The sequence below is a fragment of the Verruconatronum alginivorum genome, assembly GCF_056590205.1.
The window spans coordinates 1,461,781-1,481,527 of sequence record NZ_JBWPVQ010000001.1 but is presented as its reverse complement, the minus strand read 5'-3'; the positions used below and the strand labels follow the sequence as shown (position 1 = coordinate 1,481,527).

General features: G+C 57.4%; 18 protein-coding genes and 3 pseudogenes. 17 read left to right on the top strand and 4 right to left on the bottom strand.

Annotated features, from left to right (window positions below):
- Positions 1-3 precede the first annotated feature (3 nt).
- From nuoD to nuoB, 3 genes are read right to left on the bottom strand one after another with little or no spacing between them, the layout of a single operon-like run.
- Entirely contained in the window at positions 4-1,236 is a 1,233-nt protein-coding gene (gene nuoD, locus ACWUI2_RS05250; protein ID WP_486981811.1) for an NADH dehydrogenase (quinone) subunit D, read from the bottom strand.
- 15 nt (positions 1,237-1,251) lie between these two features.
- Complete coding sequence (locus ACWUI2_RS05245; RefSeq protein WP_486981810.1) at positions 1,252-1,872, bottom strand: NADH-quinone oxidoreductase subunit C; 621 nt, start codon at positions 1,870-1,872, stop codon at positions 1,252-1,254.
- 5 nt (positions 1,873-1,877) lie between these two features.
- Positions 1,878-2,387 carry an NADH-quinone oxidoreductase subunit NuoB gene (nuoB, locus tag ACWUI2_RS05240; protein WP_486981809.1) on the bottom strand — a complete coding sequence of 170 codons (510 nt, stop codon included), beginning with the start codon at positions 2,385-2,387 and terminating at the stop codon, positions 1,878-1,880.
- A 322-nt stretch (positions 2,388-2,709) separates the two neighbouring features.
- Here nuoB and ACWUI2_RS05235 point away from each other — a divergent pair, with 322 nt between their 5' ends.
- From ACWUI2_RS05235 to ACWUI2_RS05165, 15 genes and pseudogenes are all read left to right on the top strand, one after another.
- Positions 2,710-3,075, top strand: a complete 366-nt coding sequence (locus ACWUI2_RS05235) for an AlbA family DNA-binding domain-containing protein (protein ID WP_486981808.1) — start codon at positions 2,710-2,712, stop codon at positions 3,073-3,075.
- The gene (locus ACWUI2_RS05230) at positions 3,068-3,547 is read left to right on the top strand and encodes a type I restriction endonuclease (protein WP_486981807.1); all 480 of its coding nucleotides are present in this window, start codon (positions 3,068-3,070) and stop codon (positions 3,545-3,547) included. Before ACWUI2_RS05235 ends, ACWUI2_RS05230 begins: the two co-directional genes overlap by 8 nt.
- A 22-nt stretch (positions 3,548-3,569) precedes the next feature.
- Positions 3,570-5,954, top strand: coding sequence for a DEAD/DEAH box helicase family protein (locus tag ACWUI2_RS05225; RefSeq protein ID WP_486981806.1), 2,385 nt, complete (start codon positions 3,570-3,572; stop codon positions 5,952-5,954).
- A 349-nt stretch (positions 5,955-6,303) separates the two neighbouring features.
- Positions 6,304-7,434, top strand: a complete 1,131-nt coding sequence (locus tag ACWUI2_RS05220) for a Fic family protein (protein ID WP_486981805.1) — start codon at positions 6,304-6,306, stop codon at positions 7,432-7,434.
- Positions 7,431-7,760 carry a hypothetical protein gene (locus tag ACWUI2_RS05215; protein ID WP_486981804.1) on the top strand — a complete coding sequence of 110 codons (330 nt, stop codon included), beginning with the start codon at positions 7,431-7,433 and terminating at the stop codon, positions 7,758-7,760. Before ACWUI2_RS05220 ends, ACWUI2_RS05215 begins: the two co-directional genes overlap by 4 nt.
- A gap of 481 nt (positions 7,761-8,241) precedes the next feature.
- Positions 8,242-8,544 (top strand): hypothetical protein, encoded by a 303-nt coding sequence (locus ACWUI2_RS05210; RefSeq protein ID WP_486981803.1) that lies wholly within the window; start codon positions 8,242-8,244, stop codon positions 8,542-8,544.
- Positions 8,541-9,242 (top strand): hypothetical protein, encoded by a 702-nt coding sequence (locus ACWUI2_RS05205; RefSeq protein WP_486981802.1) that lies wholly within the window; start codon positions 8,541-8,543, stop codon positions 9,240-9,242. Before ACWUI2_RS05210 ends, ACWUI2_RS05205 begins: the two co-directional genes overlap by 4 nt.
- Positions 9,239-11,578, top strand: coding sequence for a DEAD/DEAH box helicase (locus ACWUI2_RS05200; protein ID WP_486981801.1), 2,340 nt, complete (start codon positions 9,239-9,241; stop codon positions 11,576-11,578). The genes ACWUI2_RS05205 and ACWUI2_RS05200 overlap by 4 nt, the downstream gene beginning before the upstream one ends.
- Positions 11,579-11,593: 15 nt before the next feature.
- Positions 11,594-12,214, top strand: a pseudogene (locus ACWUI2_RS05195) (HsdM family class I SAM-dependent methyltransferase); the annotation flags it as partial.
- Positions 12,215-12,391 carry a type I restriction enzyme endonuclease domain-containing protein gene (locus tag ACWUI2_RS05190; protein WP_486981800.1) on the top strand — a complete coding sequence of 59 codons (177 nt, stop codon included), beginning with the start codon at positions 12,215-12,217 and terminating at the stop codon, positions 12,389-12,391.
- A complete protein-coding gene (locus ACWUI2_RS05185; protein WP_486981799.1) occupies positions 12,378-13,166 on the top strand; it encodes a hypothetical protein in 789 nt (262 codons plus the stop codon). The genes ACWUI2_RS05190 and ACWUI2_RS05185 overlap by 14 nt, the downstream gene beginning before the upstream one ends.
- Positions 13,139-14,146 carry a hypothetical protein gene (locus ACWUI2_RS05180; protein WP_486981798.1) on the top strand — a complete coding sequence of 336 codons (1,008 nt, stop codon included), beginning with the start codon at positions 13,139-13,141 and terminating at the stop codon, positions 14,144-14,146. The genes ACWUI2_RS05185 and ACWUI2_RS05180 overlap by 28 nt, the downstream gene beginning before the upstream one ends.
- Before the next feature lie 195 nt (positions 14,147-14,341).
- Entirely contained in the window at positions 14,342-14,581 is a 240-nt protein-coding gene (locus ACWUI2_RS05175) for a DUF6364 family protein (RefSeq protein ID WP_486981797.1), read from the top strand.
- On the top strand, positions 14,578-14,988 hold the full coding sequence (locus ACWUI2_RS05170; RefSeq protein ID WP_486981796.1) for a type II toxin-antitoxin system VapC family toxin: 411 nt from the start codon (positions 14,578-14,580) through the stop codon (positions 14,986-14,988). Before ACWUI2_RS05175 ends, ACWUI2_RS05170 begins: the two co-directional genes overlap by 4 nt.
- Positions 14,989-15,725: 737 nt before the next feature.
- A pseudogene (locus tag ACWUI2_RS05165) lies at positions 15,726-15,928 on the top strand (virulence RhuM family protein); the annotation flags it as partial.
- Between the two features lie 212 nt (positions 15,929-16,140).
- Here the strand turns inward: ACWUI2_RS05165 and ACWUI2_RS05160 are convergent.
- Positions 16,141-17,739, bottom strand: a complete 1,599-nt coding sequence (locus ACWUI2_RS05160; protein ID WP_486981012.1) for a transposase — start codon at positions 17,737-17,739, stop codon at positions 16,141-16,143.
- 107 nt (positions 17,740-17,846) lie between these two features.
- Between ACWUI2_RS05160 and rhuM the strand changes: the two are divergent.
- Both rhuM and ACWUI2_RS05150 read left to right on the top strand, forming a co-directional pair.
- Positions 17,847-18,095 (top strand): annotated as a pseudogene (rhuM, locus tag ACWUI2_RS05155) (RhuM family protein); the annotation flags it as partial.
- A gap of 201 nt (positions 18,096-18,296) precedes the next feature.
- Complete coding sequence (locus ACWUI2_RS05150) at positions 18,297-19,679, top strand: amidohydrolase family protein (RefSeq protein ID WP_486981795.1); 1,383 nt, start codon at positions 18,297-18,299, stop codon at positions 19,677-19,679.
- Positions 19,680-19,747: the final 68 nt, after the last annotated feature.

Below are 19,747 nucleotides of genomic sequence, written 5' to 3'. Positions count from 1 at the left end.
CGATTATCGGTCGCATTCCCCCATGACGAAGTCGAGACTTCCGAGGATCGAGGTCAGGTCGGAGACCATCGCTCCCACCGCCACCTTCGGAAGTATGCTCAAATTGCAGAACGAGGGTCCCCGGATCTTCAGGCGATACGGGACGCCCCCTCCCTTGGAAATGATGAAAAAGCCGAGCGCCCCTTTTGGATTCTCCGCTTCGAAATAGACTTCCCCGGCCGGCATCTTCGGCCCCTGGGTGACGATCATGAAGTTCTGGATCAACTCCTCCATGCTGGTCAGGATCTTATCCTTCGGCGGAGCGAAAATTTTCTTCGCCTCTTCCGCGTACCACGGTCCGTCGGGGAGTTTGCCGATGATCTGGCGGATGATCCGGACGCTCTGCCGCATCTCCTCCATTCGGACCAGGTAACGGTCGTAGCAATCGCCGCGGGTCCCGACCGGCACGTCGAACTCGTAGTTCTCGTAGCCGCTGTAGGGAGCGTCTTTGCGCAGATCGAGCTCGGCGCCACTGGCCCGCAGGTTGGGACCGGTCAAACCGTAGCCGATCGCCTCTTCCTTGGTGATCACTCCGACCCCTTCGGTCCGGTCGACCCAGATCCGGTTGCGGGTGAGCAGCTTTTCGACCTCCTCCAGCACCGGGAGGAAGGTGTCGCAAAACTCGCCGACCCGGGCTTCCCAACCCTCCGGCACGTCGCGCGACAAGCCGCCGATCCGGGTGTAGCTGGTGGTGAACCGGGCGCCGGTCAACTCCTCGAACAAGGTGTAAAGTTTTTCCCGCTCGGTGAAGGTGTGGAGGAAAATCGTCATGGCGCCGACGTCCATGGCGAACGCCCCGAGACCGAGCAAATGGGCCGAGACCCGGGCCATTTCCGAAATCAACACCCGGATCGCCTGGCAGCGGGGCGGCACCTCAAGCTGGGCGAGCCGCTCGACCGCGATCGCGTAGGCGACGTTGTTGGCCAGCGGGGCGAGGTAATCCAACCGGTCGGTGTAGGGCACGAACTGGTTGTAGGTCATGTTCTCGGCCAGCTTCTCGTCGCCGCGGTGGAGGTAGCCGATGACCGGTTCGCAACGGGTGACGACCTCGCCGTCGAGGTCGAGCATCAACCGGAGCACCCCGTGGGTGCTCGGGTGGGACGGCCCCATGCTGAGGGACAGCTTTTCCGTTTCCAGTTCGGTTTCGAAATGCGAAGTGCGCTGCAGGACGTCGCCGTATGAAATCTCTTGTGCCATTGGTCTAGGAAAGTTTCAACCCTCGCTCCCGGGCTTCGGTTGGCGCTCGGTCCAGCTCTCGTCTTTGGCCCGCGGCTCGTTTTCGCTGACGTGTTTTCCCTTCGAGGCGGTGAACGGACCGCCCATCATCGGAGCGGCGATCGTCTTCGCCCCGGTTTCCTCCCCGATCTCGGGATCGGAGAAATCGGTCTCGATCCCGGCCAGCGGGAAATCCTTCCGCAGCGGGAAATACGGATACTCCTCCCACATCAGGATCCGGCGCATGTCCGGGTGCTCGGAGAACCGGATGCCGAACATGTCGTAGGCCTCCCGCTCATGCCAGTCGGCCGCCGGGAAAAGGGAGGTCAGCGACGGCAGCTTCGGATGCTCGCTGTCGGGACAATCGGCCACCAGGCGGATGTATTGGTGACGGGTGGTCGAAAGAAGATGGTAAACCACCGAAAACCGCGGGTCGGCATCCTTCCAGTCGACCCCCGAGACGTCGGCCAACAAATCGTAACCGAGGTCGTCGCGCAGATGCCGGCAAAGGGCGAGCAAATCGTCGGCCGGGACGTTGAACGCCGGGCAATCGAGACTGTGCCTCAAGGAGACCCCGGCGAATTTGGATTGGAGGGAGGAGAGAAGATCTTCGCTCATGGTCTTCAGGCTTTGAGCAGCCGGGTGGCGGAGCGCTCGGTTTTCACCTTCGCCTGCAATTTGAGCAACGCGTCGAGCAACGCCTCGGGCCGCGGCGGGCAACCGCTCACGTAAACGTCGACCGGCACGATCCGGTCGACCCCCTGCAACACCGCGTAGGAACGATACATCCCGCCGGTGGAGGCGCACGCCCCCATGGCGATCACCCATTTCGGCGCGGCCATTTGGTCGTAGATCCGCCGGACCGCCCCCGCCATCTTGTAGGTGACGGTGCCGGCGACGATCATCACATCCGACTGCCGCGGGGAAAACCGCATCACCTCGGCTCCGAAGCGGCTGATGTCGAAGCGCGACGCGCCGGTCGCCATCAACTCGATGGCGCAGCAAGCGAGCCCCATCGGCATCGGCCACATGGAGTTCGAGCGGATCCAGTTGATCACGGCATCCGCTTGGGAGACGACAACCTCGCCCTCGATTTTGCTGTTGTATGCTAGTTCTCTAGATTCGGCGGCCATAAGTGAAAACGCCCCGCAAGATCCGGCCCGTGCAGGGAAAAAGAAGTACGTTAGCCACCGAGCCCCCGCATGCAAGGAGGTTTTTCGGAAACGAAACGACCGCGTAGCGATGAAGCCCCGCCTTCATCGATCCCGCGGTTCGGTCGAATCTTCGGGGAAGATTCGCTACGTAGCGATGAAGCCGACATGCTCTCTTTGCACGAAGCGGGACTTCAAATTCCGGACTTTCAACCTATCTCCCCGACGACCTGTCACCTTTAGTGGTTGAAAGTCCGCTGCTTTTGCTCCGCAATGCTTCCTCCAGAGCACTATTCACCAACACATGACTCACACCGAGCAACAGACCATCGAGTGGAAGCGGGAGTGGAAAGACGACTGCCTGAAATGGATCTGTGGATACGCCAACACCGAAGGCGGGCGCCTCGTCCTCAGTAAAGACGATTCCGGCACAGCCGTTGGCCTAAAGGATGCCGAAAAGCTACTCGAAGACCTTCTCAACAAGATTCGCGATCTCCTTGGCATCATTGTCGGCGTCAACCTCCATCACGCGCCGACTACGCCCTCGCCAATCCCGCCATTCAACGACTCCGACGCGTTCCGCACTAACGGGTGTCCTCATCGCGAAGTCACAATGCCGTCCGTGATCGAAACGAAGGACAATTTCCGCCAGGACGACGACCATGCCTGAAACTCCTGAACAACGCGCCCGCCTGCAAATCGACGCTCAACTGAGCGCCGCCGGTTGGGCCATTCAGGACATCGCCACTCTCAATCTCTCCGCCTCCAGAGGCGTCGCCGTCCGGGAAATGCAGTCTCAGGGTGGCCCCGCCGACTACATCCTTTTTGTCGATGGCAAAGCCCTCGGCATCGTCGAGGCCAAGAAGGAAGGCATCACCCTTTCCGCCGTCGCCGAGCAATCCGCCCGCTATACCGCCGCCAAGAGATGGATCCCCCAACGCTGGGCCGATCCGCTCCCTTTTACCTACGAATCCACCGGCATCGAAAGCAACTTCCGCGACCAACGCGACCCCGACTCCCGCTCGCGCCCCGTCTTCGCCTTCCACCCCCCCCGAGCACCTGCTCGAACTCGTCCAGCAGCCCGACACCCTGCGCGCCCGCCTTCGCCAGTTCCCCGATTTCGACACTGCGCCGCTCCGTGACTGTCAGATCGACGCCATCACGATGCTCGAGCGGTCCCTTGCCGCCAATCGCCCGCGCGCCCTCATTCAGATGGCTACGGGCTCCGGAAAGACCTTCACCGCCGTAACCCAGGCCTACCGCCTCATCAAGCACGCCGGAGCCAAGCGCATCCTTTTCCTCGTCGACCGCGGGAATCTCGGCCGCCAGACCGTCCGCGAATTTCAGAACTACACCATGCCCGATGATGGGCGCAGCTTCACCGACCTCTACAACGTCCAGATGCTCGGACCCGGCGGCATCGATCCCGTCTGCAAGGTCACGGTCTCCACCATCCAGCGCCTCTATTCCCAACTCTCCGGCAAGGATGACCTCGACGACGAGGCCGACGAGCACTCCGGTTACGAAGCCGCTGGAGCCGCCACGGGCAAAGACCCGCTCCCCGTCACCTACAACCCGAAGATCCCCATCGAGTCCTTCGACTTCGTCATCGTCGACGAATGCCACCGCTCCATCTACAACCTGTGGAAGCAGGTCATCGAATACTTCGACGCCTTCCTCATCGGCCTCACCGCCACTCCCAGCAAGGCCACCCTCGGATTCTTCGACCGCAACCTCGTCACCGAATACCCCTACGTCCAGGCCGTCGCCGATGGCGTCAACGTCGGCTACGACATCTACCGGATCAAAACCGAAGTCTCCGAGAAAGGCGTCACCGTCAAGGCCGGGCATGACTACCAGAAACGCGACCGCCTCACCCGGGCCAAACGCTGGGAAATCCAGGAAGCCGAGGAAACCTTCCAGAAAACCCAGCTCGACCGCTCCGTCGTCGTTCCCGATCAGCTCCGCACCGTGATCCGGACCTTCCGGGAAAAACTCTTCACCGAGATCTTCACCGACCGCCCCGCCCGCGCTCAAGCCATGGGCCTCGACGCTCCCTGGGTGCCCAAGACCCTCATCTTCGCCAAGGACGACAGCCACGCCGAGGACATCGTCGACATTGTCCGCAAGGAGTTCGGCAAGGGTAATGACTTCTGCAAAAAGGTCACCTACCGGGCCAGCGGCAAATCCGAGGACATCATCAAGGCCTTCCGCACCGCCCCCGAGTTCCGCATCGCCGTCACCGTGGACATGATTGCCACCGGCACCGACATCAAGCCCCTCGAGTGCCTCCTCTTCCTGCGCGATGTCCGCTCCCGGCTCTACTTCGAGCAGATGAAAGGCCGCGGCACCCGCACCATCGATCCCGACGCCCTCGCCGCTGTCACCCCGGATGCGGGAGGGAAAACCCGCTTCGTCCTCGTTGATGCCGTCGGCGTCACCGAGTCCGACAAGACCGACTCCCGCCCGATGGAGAGCAAGCCCTCCGTCGCCTTCGACAAGCTCCTGCTCGGCATCGCCATGGGCGCGCGCGATGAGGCCACCCTCACCACCGTGGCCGGCCGCCTCGCGCGTCTCGACCGCATGCTCAGCCAGGCCGACCGCGAGGAAATCGCCAAGGTCTCCGGCGGCCCCTCCGTAAAACAAATCGCCGCCGACCTTATCAAGGCCACCGATCCCGACGAGGTTCGGCGCGCGGCAACCCCGGCGAATGCCCCCGATAACTACGAACCAAGCGTCGACGAACTAAGAACAGCGGCGGAGGAGCTAGCGAATTCCGCCGCCAAGCCGCTCGCCTCCAATCCCGCCCTCCGTGACCTGCTGGAAGCCAAACGCCGCAAGACCGATGTCACCATCGACCACCTCACCGGCGACACCGTCATCAGCGCAGGCTACGACGAGGAAAAAGCCCGCCAGCTCGTCACCTCCTGGAAACAATTCCTCGAAGACAATCAGGACGAAATCACCGCCCTGCAGATCCTCTACAATTTGCCGCACGTGCCACGGCGTAGCGGAGCGAAGACGGGCGCTAAACGACACCTCGTTTACGAAGAACTCAAGACCCTCGCCGAAGCCGTCGGCAGACCGCCCTACCACATTGCCCCCGCCGAAGTCTGGAAAGCTTACGAACACCTCGAAAAGCGCCCCATCACCGCCGATCCCGTCAAGATCCTCACCAACTTGATCACCCTCGTCCGCCACACCGTCGATCCCCAAAACACCCCGCTCGCGCCCTTTCCCGAAATCGTCGAGGAACGGTTTCAGCGTTGGCTCGCCCAACAACAAGCGGCCAAGCCGCAACCAGGAACCAGGAACGAAGAAACACGAACTCCGCGATTCACCGAAAGCCAGATCCACTGGCTGAAGGTGATTCGGGACTACGTCGCCCTCAACGGTGCCTTCGCCACAGACGACCCCGCCGCCTACCTCGACGCCTGGCAAAGCGTCGACTCCGATGAAGGCGTCCCGCTGGCCGTCGCCACCCGTATTTTTGGCAAGGACGCCTTGAAACCGATCATCGAGGAGCTCAATCAAGCGCTGATCGCCTAACCTGAATTATTCACCAGATTGTGCGAAAAAAGGTTAAGATATTAGATAAGAGTGAGCTATGGTTTTATGCGGTCCGAAAAAGATTTGCCGTCCGCTTTTCGCACAATCCTCTCGCCCACAAGCGCGAATCGCGGCGTTGCACCACTACAATCCGCTTGGTCATGCACTTCAATGCACTCCCGCGCGGATTTTGGGGCGCGCCTTGCGCTTCATCACTTCTGGGCTTCGCGAATAATCCAGGCTAAACAGACGGCAATTTTATTAGCGGACCCGACTATTTAAAATATTGACCCAATATTTAATTAGCTGCCATTCTTAATTAAACTCTTTGATCCCAGCTCACAAAGGCATGCACGAATACAGCGCAGGAAATTGGCATAAGCAGTTGGAATACCGCAGCTTTCAGCCATCCATCATCAATCGCTCATGGACGATTAATGATCCGCGCGTGCTCAATGCCCTCAGCCGGGCAGACCGCCAACTCGGCCGGCTCGACATGTTCTCAGAGTATGTGCCCAACCTCGACCTCTTCGTGCGCATGCACGTGACGAAGGAAGCCACTGAATCCAGCCGCATCGAAGATACGCGCACGGAAATGGAGGAGGCCGTTCTTCCCGAAGAGGAGATCGCGGAAGATCGGCGCGACGACTGGCGTGAAGTCAACAACTACGTCCGTGCCATGCGAACCGCGATCCAGCAGTTGGAAACACTCCCTTTTTCCAATAGGTTGCTTCGGGAAGCCCATGCCACCCTCATGGAGGGCGTTCGCGGCGAGCATAAGACTCCCGGGGAGTTCCGCCGCAGCCAAAACTGGATCGGCGGTTCCAATCCCGGCAACGCCCGCTTTGTCCCTCCAATCGCCGACGACGTGCCGGAACTCATGAGCGATCTCGAGCGCTTTGCCCACAACGCCGACCTGCACCTGCCACCGCTCCTCAAGGTCGCCCTCATGCATTACCAATTCGAAACCATCCACCCCTTCCTCGACGGCAACGGGCGGATCGGGCGCCTCATGGTGCCCCTCTACCTCGTCGCGCAGGGCATCCTCAAGCAACCCGTCCTCTATCTCTCCGACTACCTGGAGCGTAACCGTGAAGAATACTACGAGCGCCTGACCCGCGTGCGGGAGAAAGACGCCATCGCCGACTGGCTCATCTTCTTTCTCGACGGCCTGGCCGAAACCGCTGCCCGCGGCGTGGACACCTTCAAGGCGATTCTTCGCTTCAAAGCAGGCTGGGAAAAAGAAATCGCCGCTTGGAAGCCCCATGGCCGAACCGGGCTCGCATTTTTCAACTACTTATTCGGTCAAGTTTGGGTCAATGCCAAGATGGCCGCCGAAGCCGCCGGGGTTTCCCAGCCCACCGCCTACAAATTGATCGACCGCTTTGTCGAACAGGGACTCCTCATCGAGATGACCGGCGCCAAGCGCGACCGCATCTTCCTCTTCGATGCCTACCTCAAACTCTACCGCCGACCATGACCGATCTCCTCAAATCCCTCTTCGGCAAAAAGAAACAACTGGCTGACCTCGCTGCCGCCGTCACCGACCGACTCACCCGGGAATGGCAGGAACAAAAAGTGGCTGAGGCGTCCCGCCTCAGTTTCAGCGATGAACAGAAGCGGGACGCATCTGCCACCCTCAGATCCATGGAAGAACCGCGGCCTGTCCGACCCTTGGACGATCCCGACTTCATCGGAGCCGAAGCCGCCCTCAAACGAGCTTCCGCCAAAGCGATCGCCCGCGATCGCGCCGCCGGCCTCGAACCCGTCGTCAGCAATCCCACCGATCTCCCCAAGGAACCCTGATGCCTCGACGCACCACCATCTCCAAAGCTAAAGAAGCCAAAGTGGCTGAGGCGTCCCGCCTCAGTTCTGAGAAGGGTCAGAAGCAAGATGCCTCTGCCACTATCGCCTCTGCCACTTTCCGGAAATTCACTTACGACGAAATCGTCGCGAGAGACAAAGCCAACCTCGACATCTTCTGGCTCAAAGACGACAGCCTCGAAGCCAGCGAGAACCTGCCGCCACCCGCCGGAAACTCGAAAGCTACAAAATCGACCAACTGGAGACCCCCGATGACTTTTGAAAAAGACCCTGGAGTGCTGCGACATGTCGCAGCTTTAGATCCAGGCGACATGTCGCCCCTGCAGAAAAGCGCGGACATATCCGCGCACTCGAGATTCCCCTTGACGGGGGCGGCATCGGGGCCGATAGTTATGTCAACAATACCCGCTAGGCCTCTCAACGATGCCCAAATCGGCGGGTTACTTTTTGTACGGAGGAGGCGATGAGCAGCAAGCCTCCGAAGACCTTTCAGGAACAACTCCAGATTCTCCGCGACCGGGGGTTGGAGATCTCCGATCCGCAGGCCGCTGAGCACTGCCTCGCCCATCACAACTACTACCGCCTCTCCGCCTACCGTTTTCCGTTAGCGATTCCCAGTGATCCGGACCGCTTCCGATGGGCCGATCCGCTCCCTTTTACCTACGAATCCACCGGCATCGAAACCAACTTCCGCGACCAACACGACCCCGACTCCCTCGCCGCGGTCACCCCGGATGCGGGAAGGAAAACCCTCCAAGTGGCATGAAGATCATCGTCAACAGGCAACCTTCGTCAGATGAACTCCCGGACGGTGCTCAAGCAACGGTTCACTTGCTAGGTATCGAGATCGATGATGTTCACGAGTTTGCACAGGAAATGGTCACTATCGTGAGCGACACCAACTGGATTCAAAAGCTGAACCCCTTGGCGAAGGCATCCTACCAGGCGACCTCAAGCCGCACGATAGCTGCATTAGTTGATATTTTCAATAAATCGAATGGGAAGATTGCAAAAGATTTTGGGGAATTCATGGTGTCCCTTTCCGCTGCTCAGACACTCGCGAACGAACTCGGGCACAACTCGTTCCCTCTGTCCGAGATTTGGAAGGAGAAGCTCACTGGAAATCACGGATTTGACTATTACACGGAGTGCCCGAAGGATCTGATCAATTGCGGAGAAGCAAAATTCAACAGCGCTAACAACGCCTACGGAGCTGCGGCGAGGCAAGTTTGCGAGTTCATTGATGACGAGAAGGATATTGGCGACCTCGTGCATCTAAACTATTTCGCCAGCGAAGTCTCTGTTAGCAAGCTAATGAACGATCGAGAGCGGGGATTCTGCTTAGCTTTTTCTGTCAATAGCAATAATCTGGAGCAGATCCTTGTAAATACTCTCGCCAATTCGGACGTCATTCGATTGTCGAAGGAGGCTGTTTCTCTCTACATTATTGGGATTAGATCATGAGTCCAAAAGAGATAAAGGAGGCTCGAGAACCAATGGCGAAGATCGCTATAATTCTCGCGCGAATTCATGCTAACGGCCCAGTAGACCCCCAAGATCTGCATGAGCTCGCATGCTTCAAGCTCTTCCATCCGGATGAGTTTCAGAGAGTGGAGCCTCAGCTAATGTATCTCTTGGGCCTGTTCTACAAAACTGAGCCTCCGGACGATTTGCTTTCTTTTGTATATCGCCAGTATGGGGATGAAATTGAGAAGGAGACAGGTCGCTCCCTCACTCCCGTGCAGGCTAACATCAGGCAAAACATTCTGGACAACCGCTATTTTTCATTTTCCGCTCCTACGAGCGCGGGGAAGTCTTACCTCCTTCGGGAGATTCTTCAGAATGAAATCAGCGACGTGATTATTGTCGTTCCTTCGAGGGCGTTAATCGCTGAGTATCTAGAAGAAGTCTTCACCATTTTTGCCGATGATCCTAGCGTTCTAATTCTTCAATTTATCGACTACATTAATCTCAAGCGAACGCGCAAGAGAATCTTTGTTGTAACCCCTGAGCGAGCGCTGGAAGCGACACGGTCCAATAGCATTTTTGATGTTGGGCTCATTATATTTGATGAAGCACAAATCTCCGAGGAAGAGGTTCGAGGCATCGGATTTGACGCATTCGTCAGACGATCGAACTCTCTTTATCCCGACGCTAAGAAGGTTTTTGCGCATCCGTTCGTGGAGAACCCTTCAGCCCAGCTTGACAAGCATGATTTCGTTAATCAGGCGTCCGCAAAGAATTATAGACAAGGGAGTGTGGGGAAGCTGTTCATCCAGAACCACAGCAACGGTAATCAGTATCTGTTTTCCCCCCACATCGATGGAGGACACAGGCTCACAAATTGCTTGTTGAATGAAATCGATCAAGCCGCAGCTGCTATCGAAACCGGTGAGAACCTGCTAGTTTTCACCTCTAAGGCTTCCATCATCTCGGGGAAGTATAAAGAAGACTTCTCGGACTACTTGGATCTGTGTGATGAGGTAACTGATGAGGATGGGGTTGCGATTATCGACGAGATTGAGGATCTGATCGGAGCGGAAGGAAGAGATTCGGATCTAGTGAGTCAGATGCGAAGAGGCGTAGTTATTCATCACGGTTCAATCCCACTCGCGGTTAGAACGTTGATCGAGAAGTTCACCCGCTTAGGGCTCGCGAAGATTTGTTTCGCAACATCAACGCTGGCTCAGGGAGTCAACATGCCATTCAAAGTGGTCTGGATCCATAATTTGGCATTTCATGGCTCTCGGGAGGACAAAGCGCTTGGGCTCAAGAATCTCATCGGTCGAGCCGGACGTACAAGCCATAACACCAACGACTTCGATTATGGATTCGTCATTGTGGAGCACGCTCGGCCTTTCACGGAGAGGCTCCAAGAAAGAAGCTGGATCACGACCGAATCAGTTCTTGATCGAGATCAGGACGAAATCTCCGAGGACTGGCGAGAATTCGTCGAGGCAATAAAAGAAGAAACAATCGATGATGAGCTGAACCTTCCGAAATCCCGGCTCGAACGCTTGGGTGGCGATAAAGTTATGGAGGCTGCTGGGACTGTTTTAGGTATTCTGTTTTCAGGGGACGACATTTTGACTTCCGCGGAGTATAGCAAGCTCGAACAGGCTGTCCGGAGGAAACTGAAGGATTCCTTCCATTTGATTTTTGAGCGCTCGGTCAACCGTCCGTTGGAGGCGGGGGAAAAGGGCGTATTATCAGCTGGAATTACGATCTTATTGATGAAAGTCCAAGGTCGGAGCTTCAAAGAGATCTTGGCAATCCGCTACAACTATATAACGAAACGATCGGAGCGCCGAAAACTGGATCGATTATTACAAAGAGGAAAAATTGATAAGGAAGAATACTCCTCGCGGTTGGCTAAAATCATGGTCGACTTTTCGATGCCGCCTCACGCTTTGCCGAACAAGAATTTGAGGAATTCATACAATGAGTTTGCGGGTATATGCGTAGAAGATCTGGCCTATGATAGGCTTGTTTATGATACTTACGATTACCTCGATAAGGTGATTTCTTTCTCTTTGGCAGATGTCTATGTGGCCGCTTTTACGCTATATTATAAGGAGGTCGGCGATCCGAACGCCCTCCGGTTCGCAAACTACATGCGACATGGCACAGCTGATGAGCTCGAGATAGCCCTGTTGCGATATGGGTTCACGCTCGACGAGCTTGATGTAATCGCGCCTCACGTTGAAAGTATTGACGATGATGAAATTGTCTTTAAGAGGTCGGTCAAAAATGTGCGGCGTTCGCGGGTGCTGGAGTTGGTCAAGCGTTACTCGGCATAAATGATATTTACCGAATACGAGCGCGACGAATTCTGGGCCACGACCAGCAACAAACAGCTCAACTTCCTCCAGCACATCGTCAGCGAGCTCAAGGTCGGCGGTACGGCGGCTGTCGTTCTCCCTGACAACGTCCTTTTCGAAGGCGGAGCCGGCGAAACCATCCGCCGCGAACTCCTCAAACGCTGCAACGTCCACACCCTCCTGCGCCTCCCCACCGGCATCTTCTACGCCCAAGGCGTGAAGGCCAACGTCCTCTTCTTTGAACGTAAAGAAGCCAGCGAAAAACCCTGGACCAAAGACCTCTGGATCTACGATCTGCGCACCAACCAGCATTTCACCCTCAAGACCAACCCGCTGGCCAACAAAGACCTCGACGACTTCAAAGCCGTCTATCGGCCGGGTGCCTTCGCCAAGCGCAAGGAAACCGAGCGCTTCAAAAAATTCACTTACGACGAAATCGTTGCGAGAGACAAAGCCAACCTCGACATCTTCTGGCTCAAAGACGACAGCCTCGAAGACAGCGAGAACCTGCCTCCACCCGCCGAACTAGCCGCCGAAATTGTCGTTAGTCTCGAAGCCGCGTTGGAAGAGTTCCGGGCGGTGGAGGAGGCATTGGCGACCGATGTAACTGAATAAATGCCACGGCAGTTCCCGATCATTATGATATCCGAGTTGATCAAAATCGCGAAGGACCTCAATGCCGCCACCAAGCGCGGCAAAGATCTTGGTCTGACGTATGACGAGATCAACCACTTCCATCACGTCCTCAAAAAGTACCCCGACCAGGGCCAGAAAGCGTATGAAAGCTCCTGACGTGACTGAGAAAGAGCATCCGCCGGAAGTGTTCAGGGATAAGATCCCAATTGATCGTGATTCCTATTTTGTAACCTATCAGCCTGCGGATGCTCGTTTTCCGATTGCGCTGCTGAATCTGGTCTTTCCTGAGGATTTACCGAATTGGAATCGCGTGAAGGAACTGATGGAAACGGAGTTTCGGCATTGGCTGAAGAGGTATCCGACACAGTTGATGGCTTCCGCATTCGACGTTCGCGACAGAGTAATTGGTGACGGTGAGGAACGTCACCTTACGGGGTTTGCGAGGGATTCGAGTTCCGCTGTCTGCCACTGGGGCTTGATGAAGGACAACGAAATGCCTCCTGAGCTGAGGGATCCTGTGTATCTGGAAACGATATACCATGACGTCCCTTTTCGCTTGAAAACAGATGTCGAGGAAGCTGCTCGGCGGGAAGCACGAGCGACGGGGCGAGCGATTTGGTTGTTTGTCACCTTGGTATTCTTTGTCCCCGTTTCTATTCATATCATCAGTTTGGGAATCGTCTGGCTGTCCTGGCTGTTGACCGTGATTGCCATAATCACGGGCCTCTTGAAGGCCGGTAAAGCCATGGGCTGGATCCTGCCTTCGCAGGGAGAAAAGGAGAAGACCGATCGGGATCGTCGAATGAAGCATTACTTTTACCACTGCGAAAGGAATCCCGAAGGTTTCAATCGGCTGAAGCACGAAAACTTTGAGCGGGATGTGATCGAAGAAACGCAAAAAGAATGGGCCGAATTAAAGAAGCATCGCTAAATTCTCGCTCAAACCAACGAGCAGAACACGAGCAGATCGACCTGCTGCGCGGCGGTTCTATCGTGTCGAGCTTTGTCGGATCTTTTGGCGCGAACCTGCGGGAAACCCGGCTGACGGCCACTCTGGGCTACCTGATGGCACTGGCGCCCGGGCGTTTTTGTGAGAAGTTTGGCTTCGCCGGAAAACCTCGCTCGGTGGCGCTCGAAACGCGGCATGCGCAGGATCGCTCCGATATCCTCGTGAAGACCTCCGAAGGCGTCGGAGTTGTTGAAGCCAAGGTCGGGGCGCACGATCCGTTCGACCAGGCGCTAAAATATCCGGCCAAATGGCGGGTGTTGCTGACCGAGCACCGGCCGACCCGAAGTGAGCGCAGTCGCGCCGGTTGCCGGTATTTCCGCTGGCGCGATCTGGTCCCGATTTTAGAACAACTTGAAAAGTCCACCCAGGGGGAGATTCGCTTTCTCAGCGCCGATCTCCACCGTTACCTGAAGGAGCATAACATGGTGCCAAAAACAGAATCCGTCGAAGTCTATGCACGCGAAATCAACGAGGAAAAGACGCTGGCGCTTTTCCTCCACGGCCGCATGTATGGGTGTTATTACGAAGCCAGCAGCCGGCTGCCGGAGGCGCTGTATTTCGCGCCTCATTTTGGGCAGGAGATCGCGAAACAGCATCCGGGTATCCGGGTGGGAATCAGCTACCTTGCCAGGATCGAATCCGTGGAAGTGGTGGAATCATTCGACGAGCTCATAGACGTGGTGTCGCAGGTTCGCGGCAAGCAATGGCAGACCCGCCAGAAACACCTTTTCGAAGCGCTCAAAGAGTGGGACTGGTCGAAGCGCCACAGCTTTCTCTTCCTGGGCGAACCACGGCTTGTCTTTAATCCGCCCGTGAAGAAGGAGAAGCTTCAAAAAGGAAAGGGCTGGCTCAGCAAACGCGTATTCTCCTTCGATACGCTCTTCGAGGCCTGGGGGTGTTGACTGTGGACTCTTGCAACAAGGCCGAGTGCAACTCGGCGATCCCGGGGAAGGGCATTTCTGTTTCTGAGCGGGAAGATCGGGGACGGCCGAAAAAGTAGCTCAGCCGTGTTGATGCGTGCGTTACTTTCGGCGGCAAGATGCCGCCGCTCCCAACCCATCTTGACAGCACGTGCTTTAAACTTAGGATACGTGTTAATGAAGGCGAAATTGACATTGACGGTCGAGCGGGAAGCGGTGGCGAAAGCGAAGCGCCTTGCCCGGAAAAAGGGCGTCTCCGTTTCGGCTCTGTTCGAGCAGTGGTCGTCGACCATGGCGGAGGCCGAGGAGGGTCGCCCGCCCTTGGGAGCTCGCCTGCGCGGCCGATGGAAGTCCGCGGCCGAAGCCAAGGGCGATCCCCGCCTCGATTACCTCCTGGAGAAGCATAGCGGCCGGTGAAAATCCTGGTCGACGCCAACATCCTGCTCGACGCCCTGCTTGAGCGCGAGGGCTTGGTGGACGAAAGCCAGGCGGTGCTGGATTGGTGCGAGGCACATCCTGGCGATGGTTGGATTGCGTGGCACACCCTCGCCAACCTTTATTACATCGGGTTAAAAACGGCCGGGAAAAAGGAAGCGGAACGTTTCGTGGATGAAGTTCTCGACGTCTTCGAAGTCTGTCCGGCCGATTCACTCGCGGCCCGCACGGCTCGCGCATTGCCCATTCCCGGTTTCGAAGACGCCCTTCAGGTTGCCGCCGCGCAGAAAGCCCGGTTGGAGCAGATTGTGACCCGCAACAAAAAAGACTTTCGCCGCTCACCCATCCCGGCCGTGACGCCGAGGGAGTTTCTCGCCATTCTACGGTAAGGTTGTTTGCAACTAACTGGAGCTGCGCCTGGGAGCAGGAAGGCGAAGACGTCAGGTCTTTACTCAATGGAAACCGGCCAACCGGAGCTTGTGTAGTTGGAAGATCACGACTGAAGCAGAGCGGCTTCTGAATTAACGTCATTCCCGTAGTCGGGTTGGCTCCGCCGCCCGACAGCAGCGGTTGGAGACGAATGGCCGAAAGTCTGATTACGCGTCGCCGATGGGATCAATTGGCTCCCGCGTTTCGGACACCAAACGGAGGGGCGGCGGAGCCAACCCCACTACGTTGAACGGCTTCGTGCACGCCAAATCGGAGGGTCTTCCAGCCGACCAAACACGGCGATCCCGCCGCTACTGAAGCCGATGCCGGGCGGCAGGATGCCACCCCTCCCAGTGACAATCCGGCACCACCGCCAAATCGGAGGGTTGGCTTCCAGCCGACCTTCTGCTGGAGGCGACGCCGACGGCGGACGGCAGGATGCCATCCCTCCCAGTGCGGGCAAGTTTCATTCTATGTCGCCGGGCGTAGCGCGGAATGTTGGGTGGATTGAAGACATGGCAGACTCCGAAAACAACGTTGCCCTTAGCGGTAGGGAATATTCAACTTCAACCAGTCTCTCTGAGAACCCTCCTGTTCCTTCGCCATGTCTCCAATTGACCGCAACACCAACACAATCACCAAAATGGACGGGGCTCTGTTCTCCGACCTCGGCTGAATCGGTGAAGACCAAAACAGTATGAGCAAAAACGAGCCCGATCCCGGCGGTCGCCGGAAAACGAAAACCGACGTTTCCCTGGTTCGCTCTTCGGCGGCGGAATACCTGACCTTTGTGGCTGCCAGCGGGGCGGGCGGGGTGGAGGCAGTTTATGTCGACGAAAACGTTGGCTCAGCCAGAAGATGATGGGACAGCTCTACGATGTGGACGTGCGCACCATTAACTAGATTCCATCCGAAAAGGGTTTTTACGAGCGGCGATTGTTTGATTGAAGATGGATGTTTGGTGGATGGGTGGAATCCGGCACCCCCAAAGGCAGTAACCAAACAGTGAATACGGTCCGAATCGTCGTTTTGGAACCAAATTGAGCAGGATCGGTACAGGACCGATCCTCCGTCTTCGACGTTCTTTGTTTGGAATGACGGGGGGACCTCGCTCAAGCGACTTGGCACCGTCGTTTTCGCTTTCGCAGCAGGATCGTCCGACACGCATTGTAGGCCAGGCACTTCTCCAAAAATTCCTCGCGGGCTGCCGCAATGCCTGTCCGGCTGAGTTGGCCGAAGTCGAAGCCATACTTCAGGCAAAACATTAAAGACTCCACGGCCGAACGGCCGGCCCGGGCCAGGCGATACTCCTCCCCGTCCCAGTCCTCGCCAAGGAGCTTCTTTCCCTTCGATCCACTGATGCTGACGATCTCCACTCCCAACTCCCTGACCCGATCATGGCCCTCCCGCGAAGAATAGCCGTCGTCCACGCTGGTCAGGTGCGGTATGACTCCAGTGTTGGCGATCGCTCTTTCCACCATCGGCACCAGGTTGGAGGAATCGGAGGTGTTGCCTGAATCGACCTTCAGCGCGACGACATATCCATTGGCGCTTCGGGCCAATTGCGGCTTGTAGCCGATGACCGGCTGGCGACCTCCCTTTTGGATGTAAGCCGCCGAGCGGTCGTGAACGCTCAAGACGCGCTCGGTCGAAGGAAAGGTTTTTTCTTCGAAAATGCGTTGGCGCATTTGTTCGAGCGACTTCGTGGCGAGGTGCAGACTCTCGACAAACAGATCGACACGCGCTTTGGCCTGTTGGCGCAAGCTGGGCAGGATCCGCCCGTTGTCGAGTCGTTCGTTCCAGCTTGCCTCCACGCGCTTGAACTCGTTATCCGCATGGCAAAGAAGTTTGGCCGCCAACTCAATGAACTCCCGGCAAAACTTCTGGAACTTCTTCTTTTTCTTAGCGTTAAGATTGATTTGAAAAGGCTTTTTCGAGAGCTCTTCGAGGTAGCTCTCCATGCGTCCCGGGCGGATATTTGCCAAACCGAAAAGCTCGAACTTGCGGCCGATCTCATAAAGGCGCCGGGCCAGGACGAAGATGGTCTTGGCATCGGTCGGCCAGCACGAATTGGCCTTGGTCGCGGTACTATCGATCAGGACCTGATCGAAGCTGTCGAGCTCTTCCCGGCTGGCCCGGTTTAACTGGGCGGAAAGGATCGCCTCACGCGTTTCAAGGCTGATCGCATTGAGCAACTCGCTCATGGTCGAACGCCCCGGCAGGCTCAGCCCGCGTCCGACCAGAAAAGCTTCCAGGCTTTTGGACTCGCCCATGAAATCCAGCGCTTCCTTGTTGGTGCAGGAGCCGTGATAGCCGCGCGTCAACAGCAAAACCCCCGCTACCGCGCCAGGCATTCGTGGCCGCCCTTGTTCGAGCACCTCCAGTTTACCCGGCAGTTTCCGGCCCTTGGCATCGAAGCGTGGCGGCGGAAAACTCTCGGGAAGGTTTTCGAGCCCGGCCAACGCACCGTTTTGGCTCTGGAGAAAAAGACGGTCGGCCCGCCGGAGCTTCTTTTTCTCCAAGCCGTGCCGGTCGAGATCGGCCTCGATTTTCACCACCAAATCGGGCCTCGAATCGAATAAATCGGCACTTTCGGCCAAGAACTCGCTGAAATCCGTGCTCGCGGCGTAATAAAAGTTATTGAAACAGGGCGTGAAATGTGCAGGATTGCCGTTGGCCTCAGTTGTTGAACTATGGTTAGGTTTAGTCATTTAACCACAACAGCTTGAGGCCGCTTGTATTTCAAGCTTAAATACGGTTAATATTCCCGTTTTCCTGGCCGATTTTCGATAGCCAATCACCTTTTCGGACACGCTCTAACTACCACCTCAAAAAGATTTTCGCGGAAAGTGAGTTGCAGGAGGATTCAGTTATCCGAATTTTTCGGATAACTGCCGTCGACGGCAAATCCTACGATACCCGGCATTACAATCTCTCCGCTATCATCGCCGTTGGTTACAAGGTCAATTCCGAGCGTGCGGTCCAGTTCCGCAAGTGGGCCACCGGGATTATCGAGTCGTTCACGATCAAGGGCTTTGCCATGGACGACGAGCGATTGAAAAATGATGACGCCGCCGCCGCGATTCACGGTCAGACGGCGGCGGAGGTGATCCTCACCGCCGATGCCTTTTGAGAGGGGGCCGGTGACTTCTGCGGCTCCGGTTCCTGTCCGCTTGACAAAAGGGGAGACGATGCGAAAACTTCGAGCCAGCCGGCGGATGGGCCGCCTGCCAGTCGTCAATCCGGAACTCGCAACCAACGGACTCCCATGAACCTTCGTCCTGTCTTCTGTTTTCTTTGTGTCGCTCTGCTTTCGGCCGGAGCCATCTCCGCCGCTCCCGATGGTCTGGTGATCCGCAACGTCAGCGTCATTCCGATGGACCACGAGCGGGTTTTGCCCGGGCAGACCGTGGTGGTTCGAAACGGGATCATTGAGTCGGTCCGGCCGGCTGGAGACGCGATATCCCGCGAAGAGACTCTCCTCGAGGTCGACGGTTCGGGAAAGTATCTGATGCCGGGCTTGGCCGAAATGCACGCCCACCTCCCGGGAGGAGCGGACGAGGTTTACCGGCGCGATGTGCTCATGCTTTACCTGGCCAACGGCATCACCCTGATCCGCGGCATGCTGGGGGCGCCGGTCCATCTCGAAACACGGGAGCAACTGGAGCGGGGAGACCTGGAAGGTCCGAGGTTGATCACCGCGGGTCCCGCCTTTAACGCCCGTTCGGCTCCGGACCCGGAAAGCGGAAGAGCCCTTGCCCGGGAGCAAAAGGCCGCCGGTTACGATTTTATTAAAGTGGCCTCCGGAACGCGGGAGGCCTTCGATGCCATGGCCGAGGCGGCCCGGGAGATCGGCATGCCGTTTTCCGGTCATGTGCCGTCCGCAGTGGGGTTGCGGCGGGCGCTGGAAGCGGGTTATGCCAGCATCGATCACTTGGACGCCTACCTGCCGGCCTTGGTGGATCCTGAGAAAACCGCCGATGTGGACGGAGGTTTTTTCGGGTTTCGCCTGGCCCCTTTCGCGGAGCCGGAACGCATTCGGGAGATGGCCCGTCGCACCCGTGATGCCGGAGTCTGGAACGTGCCGACCGAGACGCTGATGCACGCGGTCCTGCTCTGGGATTTGGACACGCTCCGGGATGAGCGGCCGGAATTCCGTTACCTGCCGCGGGAAGTGGTGGACCGGTGGTTCTCCAGCGTGAGAAATCGCCGGGAAGACCGGCTCTATGACCGGGATGCGGCGGAGGCGTTCGCCCAAGTCCGGCTCGATCTGATTTTAGCCCTGCACGAGGAGGGAGCGGGTCTACTGCTGGGGTCCGACGCGCCCCAGTTTTTCAATGTGCCCGGTTTTTCGATACATCCTGAAATCGCCCTCATGGAAAAAGCGGGGCTCTCCCGGTTCGAGGTATTGCGCACCGGAACGGTAAATCCAGCCCTCTTTTTCGGGGAAGAGGATCATTTCGGCCAAGTGGTCGCCGGAATGCGGGCCGATTTGATTTTGCTCAACGGCAATCCGCTGGAGGATCTGGCTAATCTTCGTGAGCCGGCCGGCGTGGTCTTCGGCGGACGCTGGCTGCCCCGCGACGAGATCGACCGCAGGCTCGAAGAGATGGGGGATCGCCGCTCCGGCGGCAATGGATTGTCCCGCTGAGTAGTTGGTCAGCATCGCGGCCAACACGCCACTAGGAGGGATGGCATCCTGCCGTCCGCTCAGCGGGG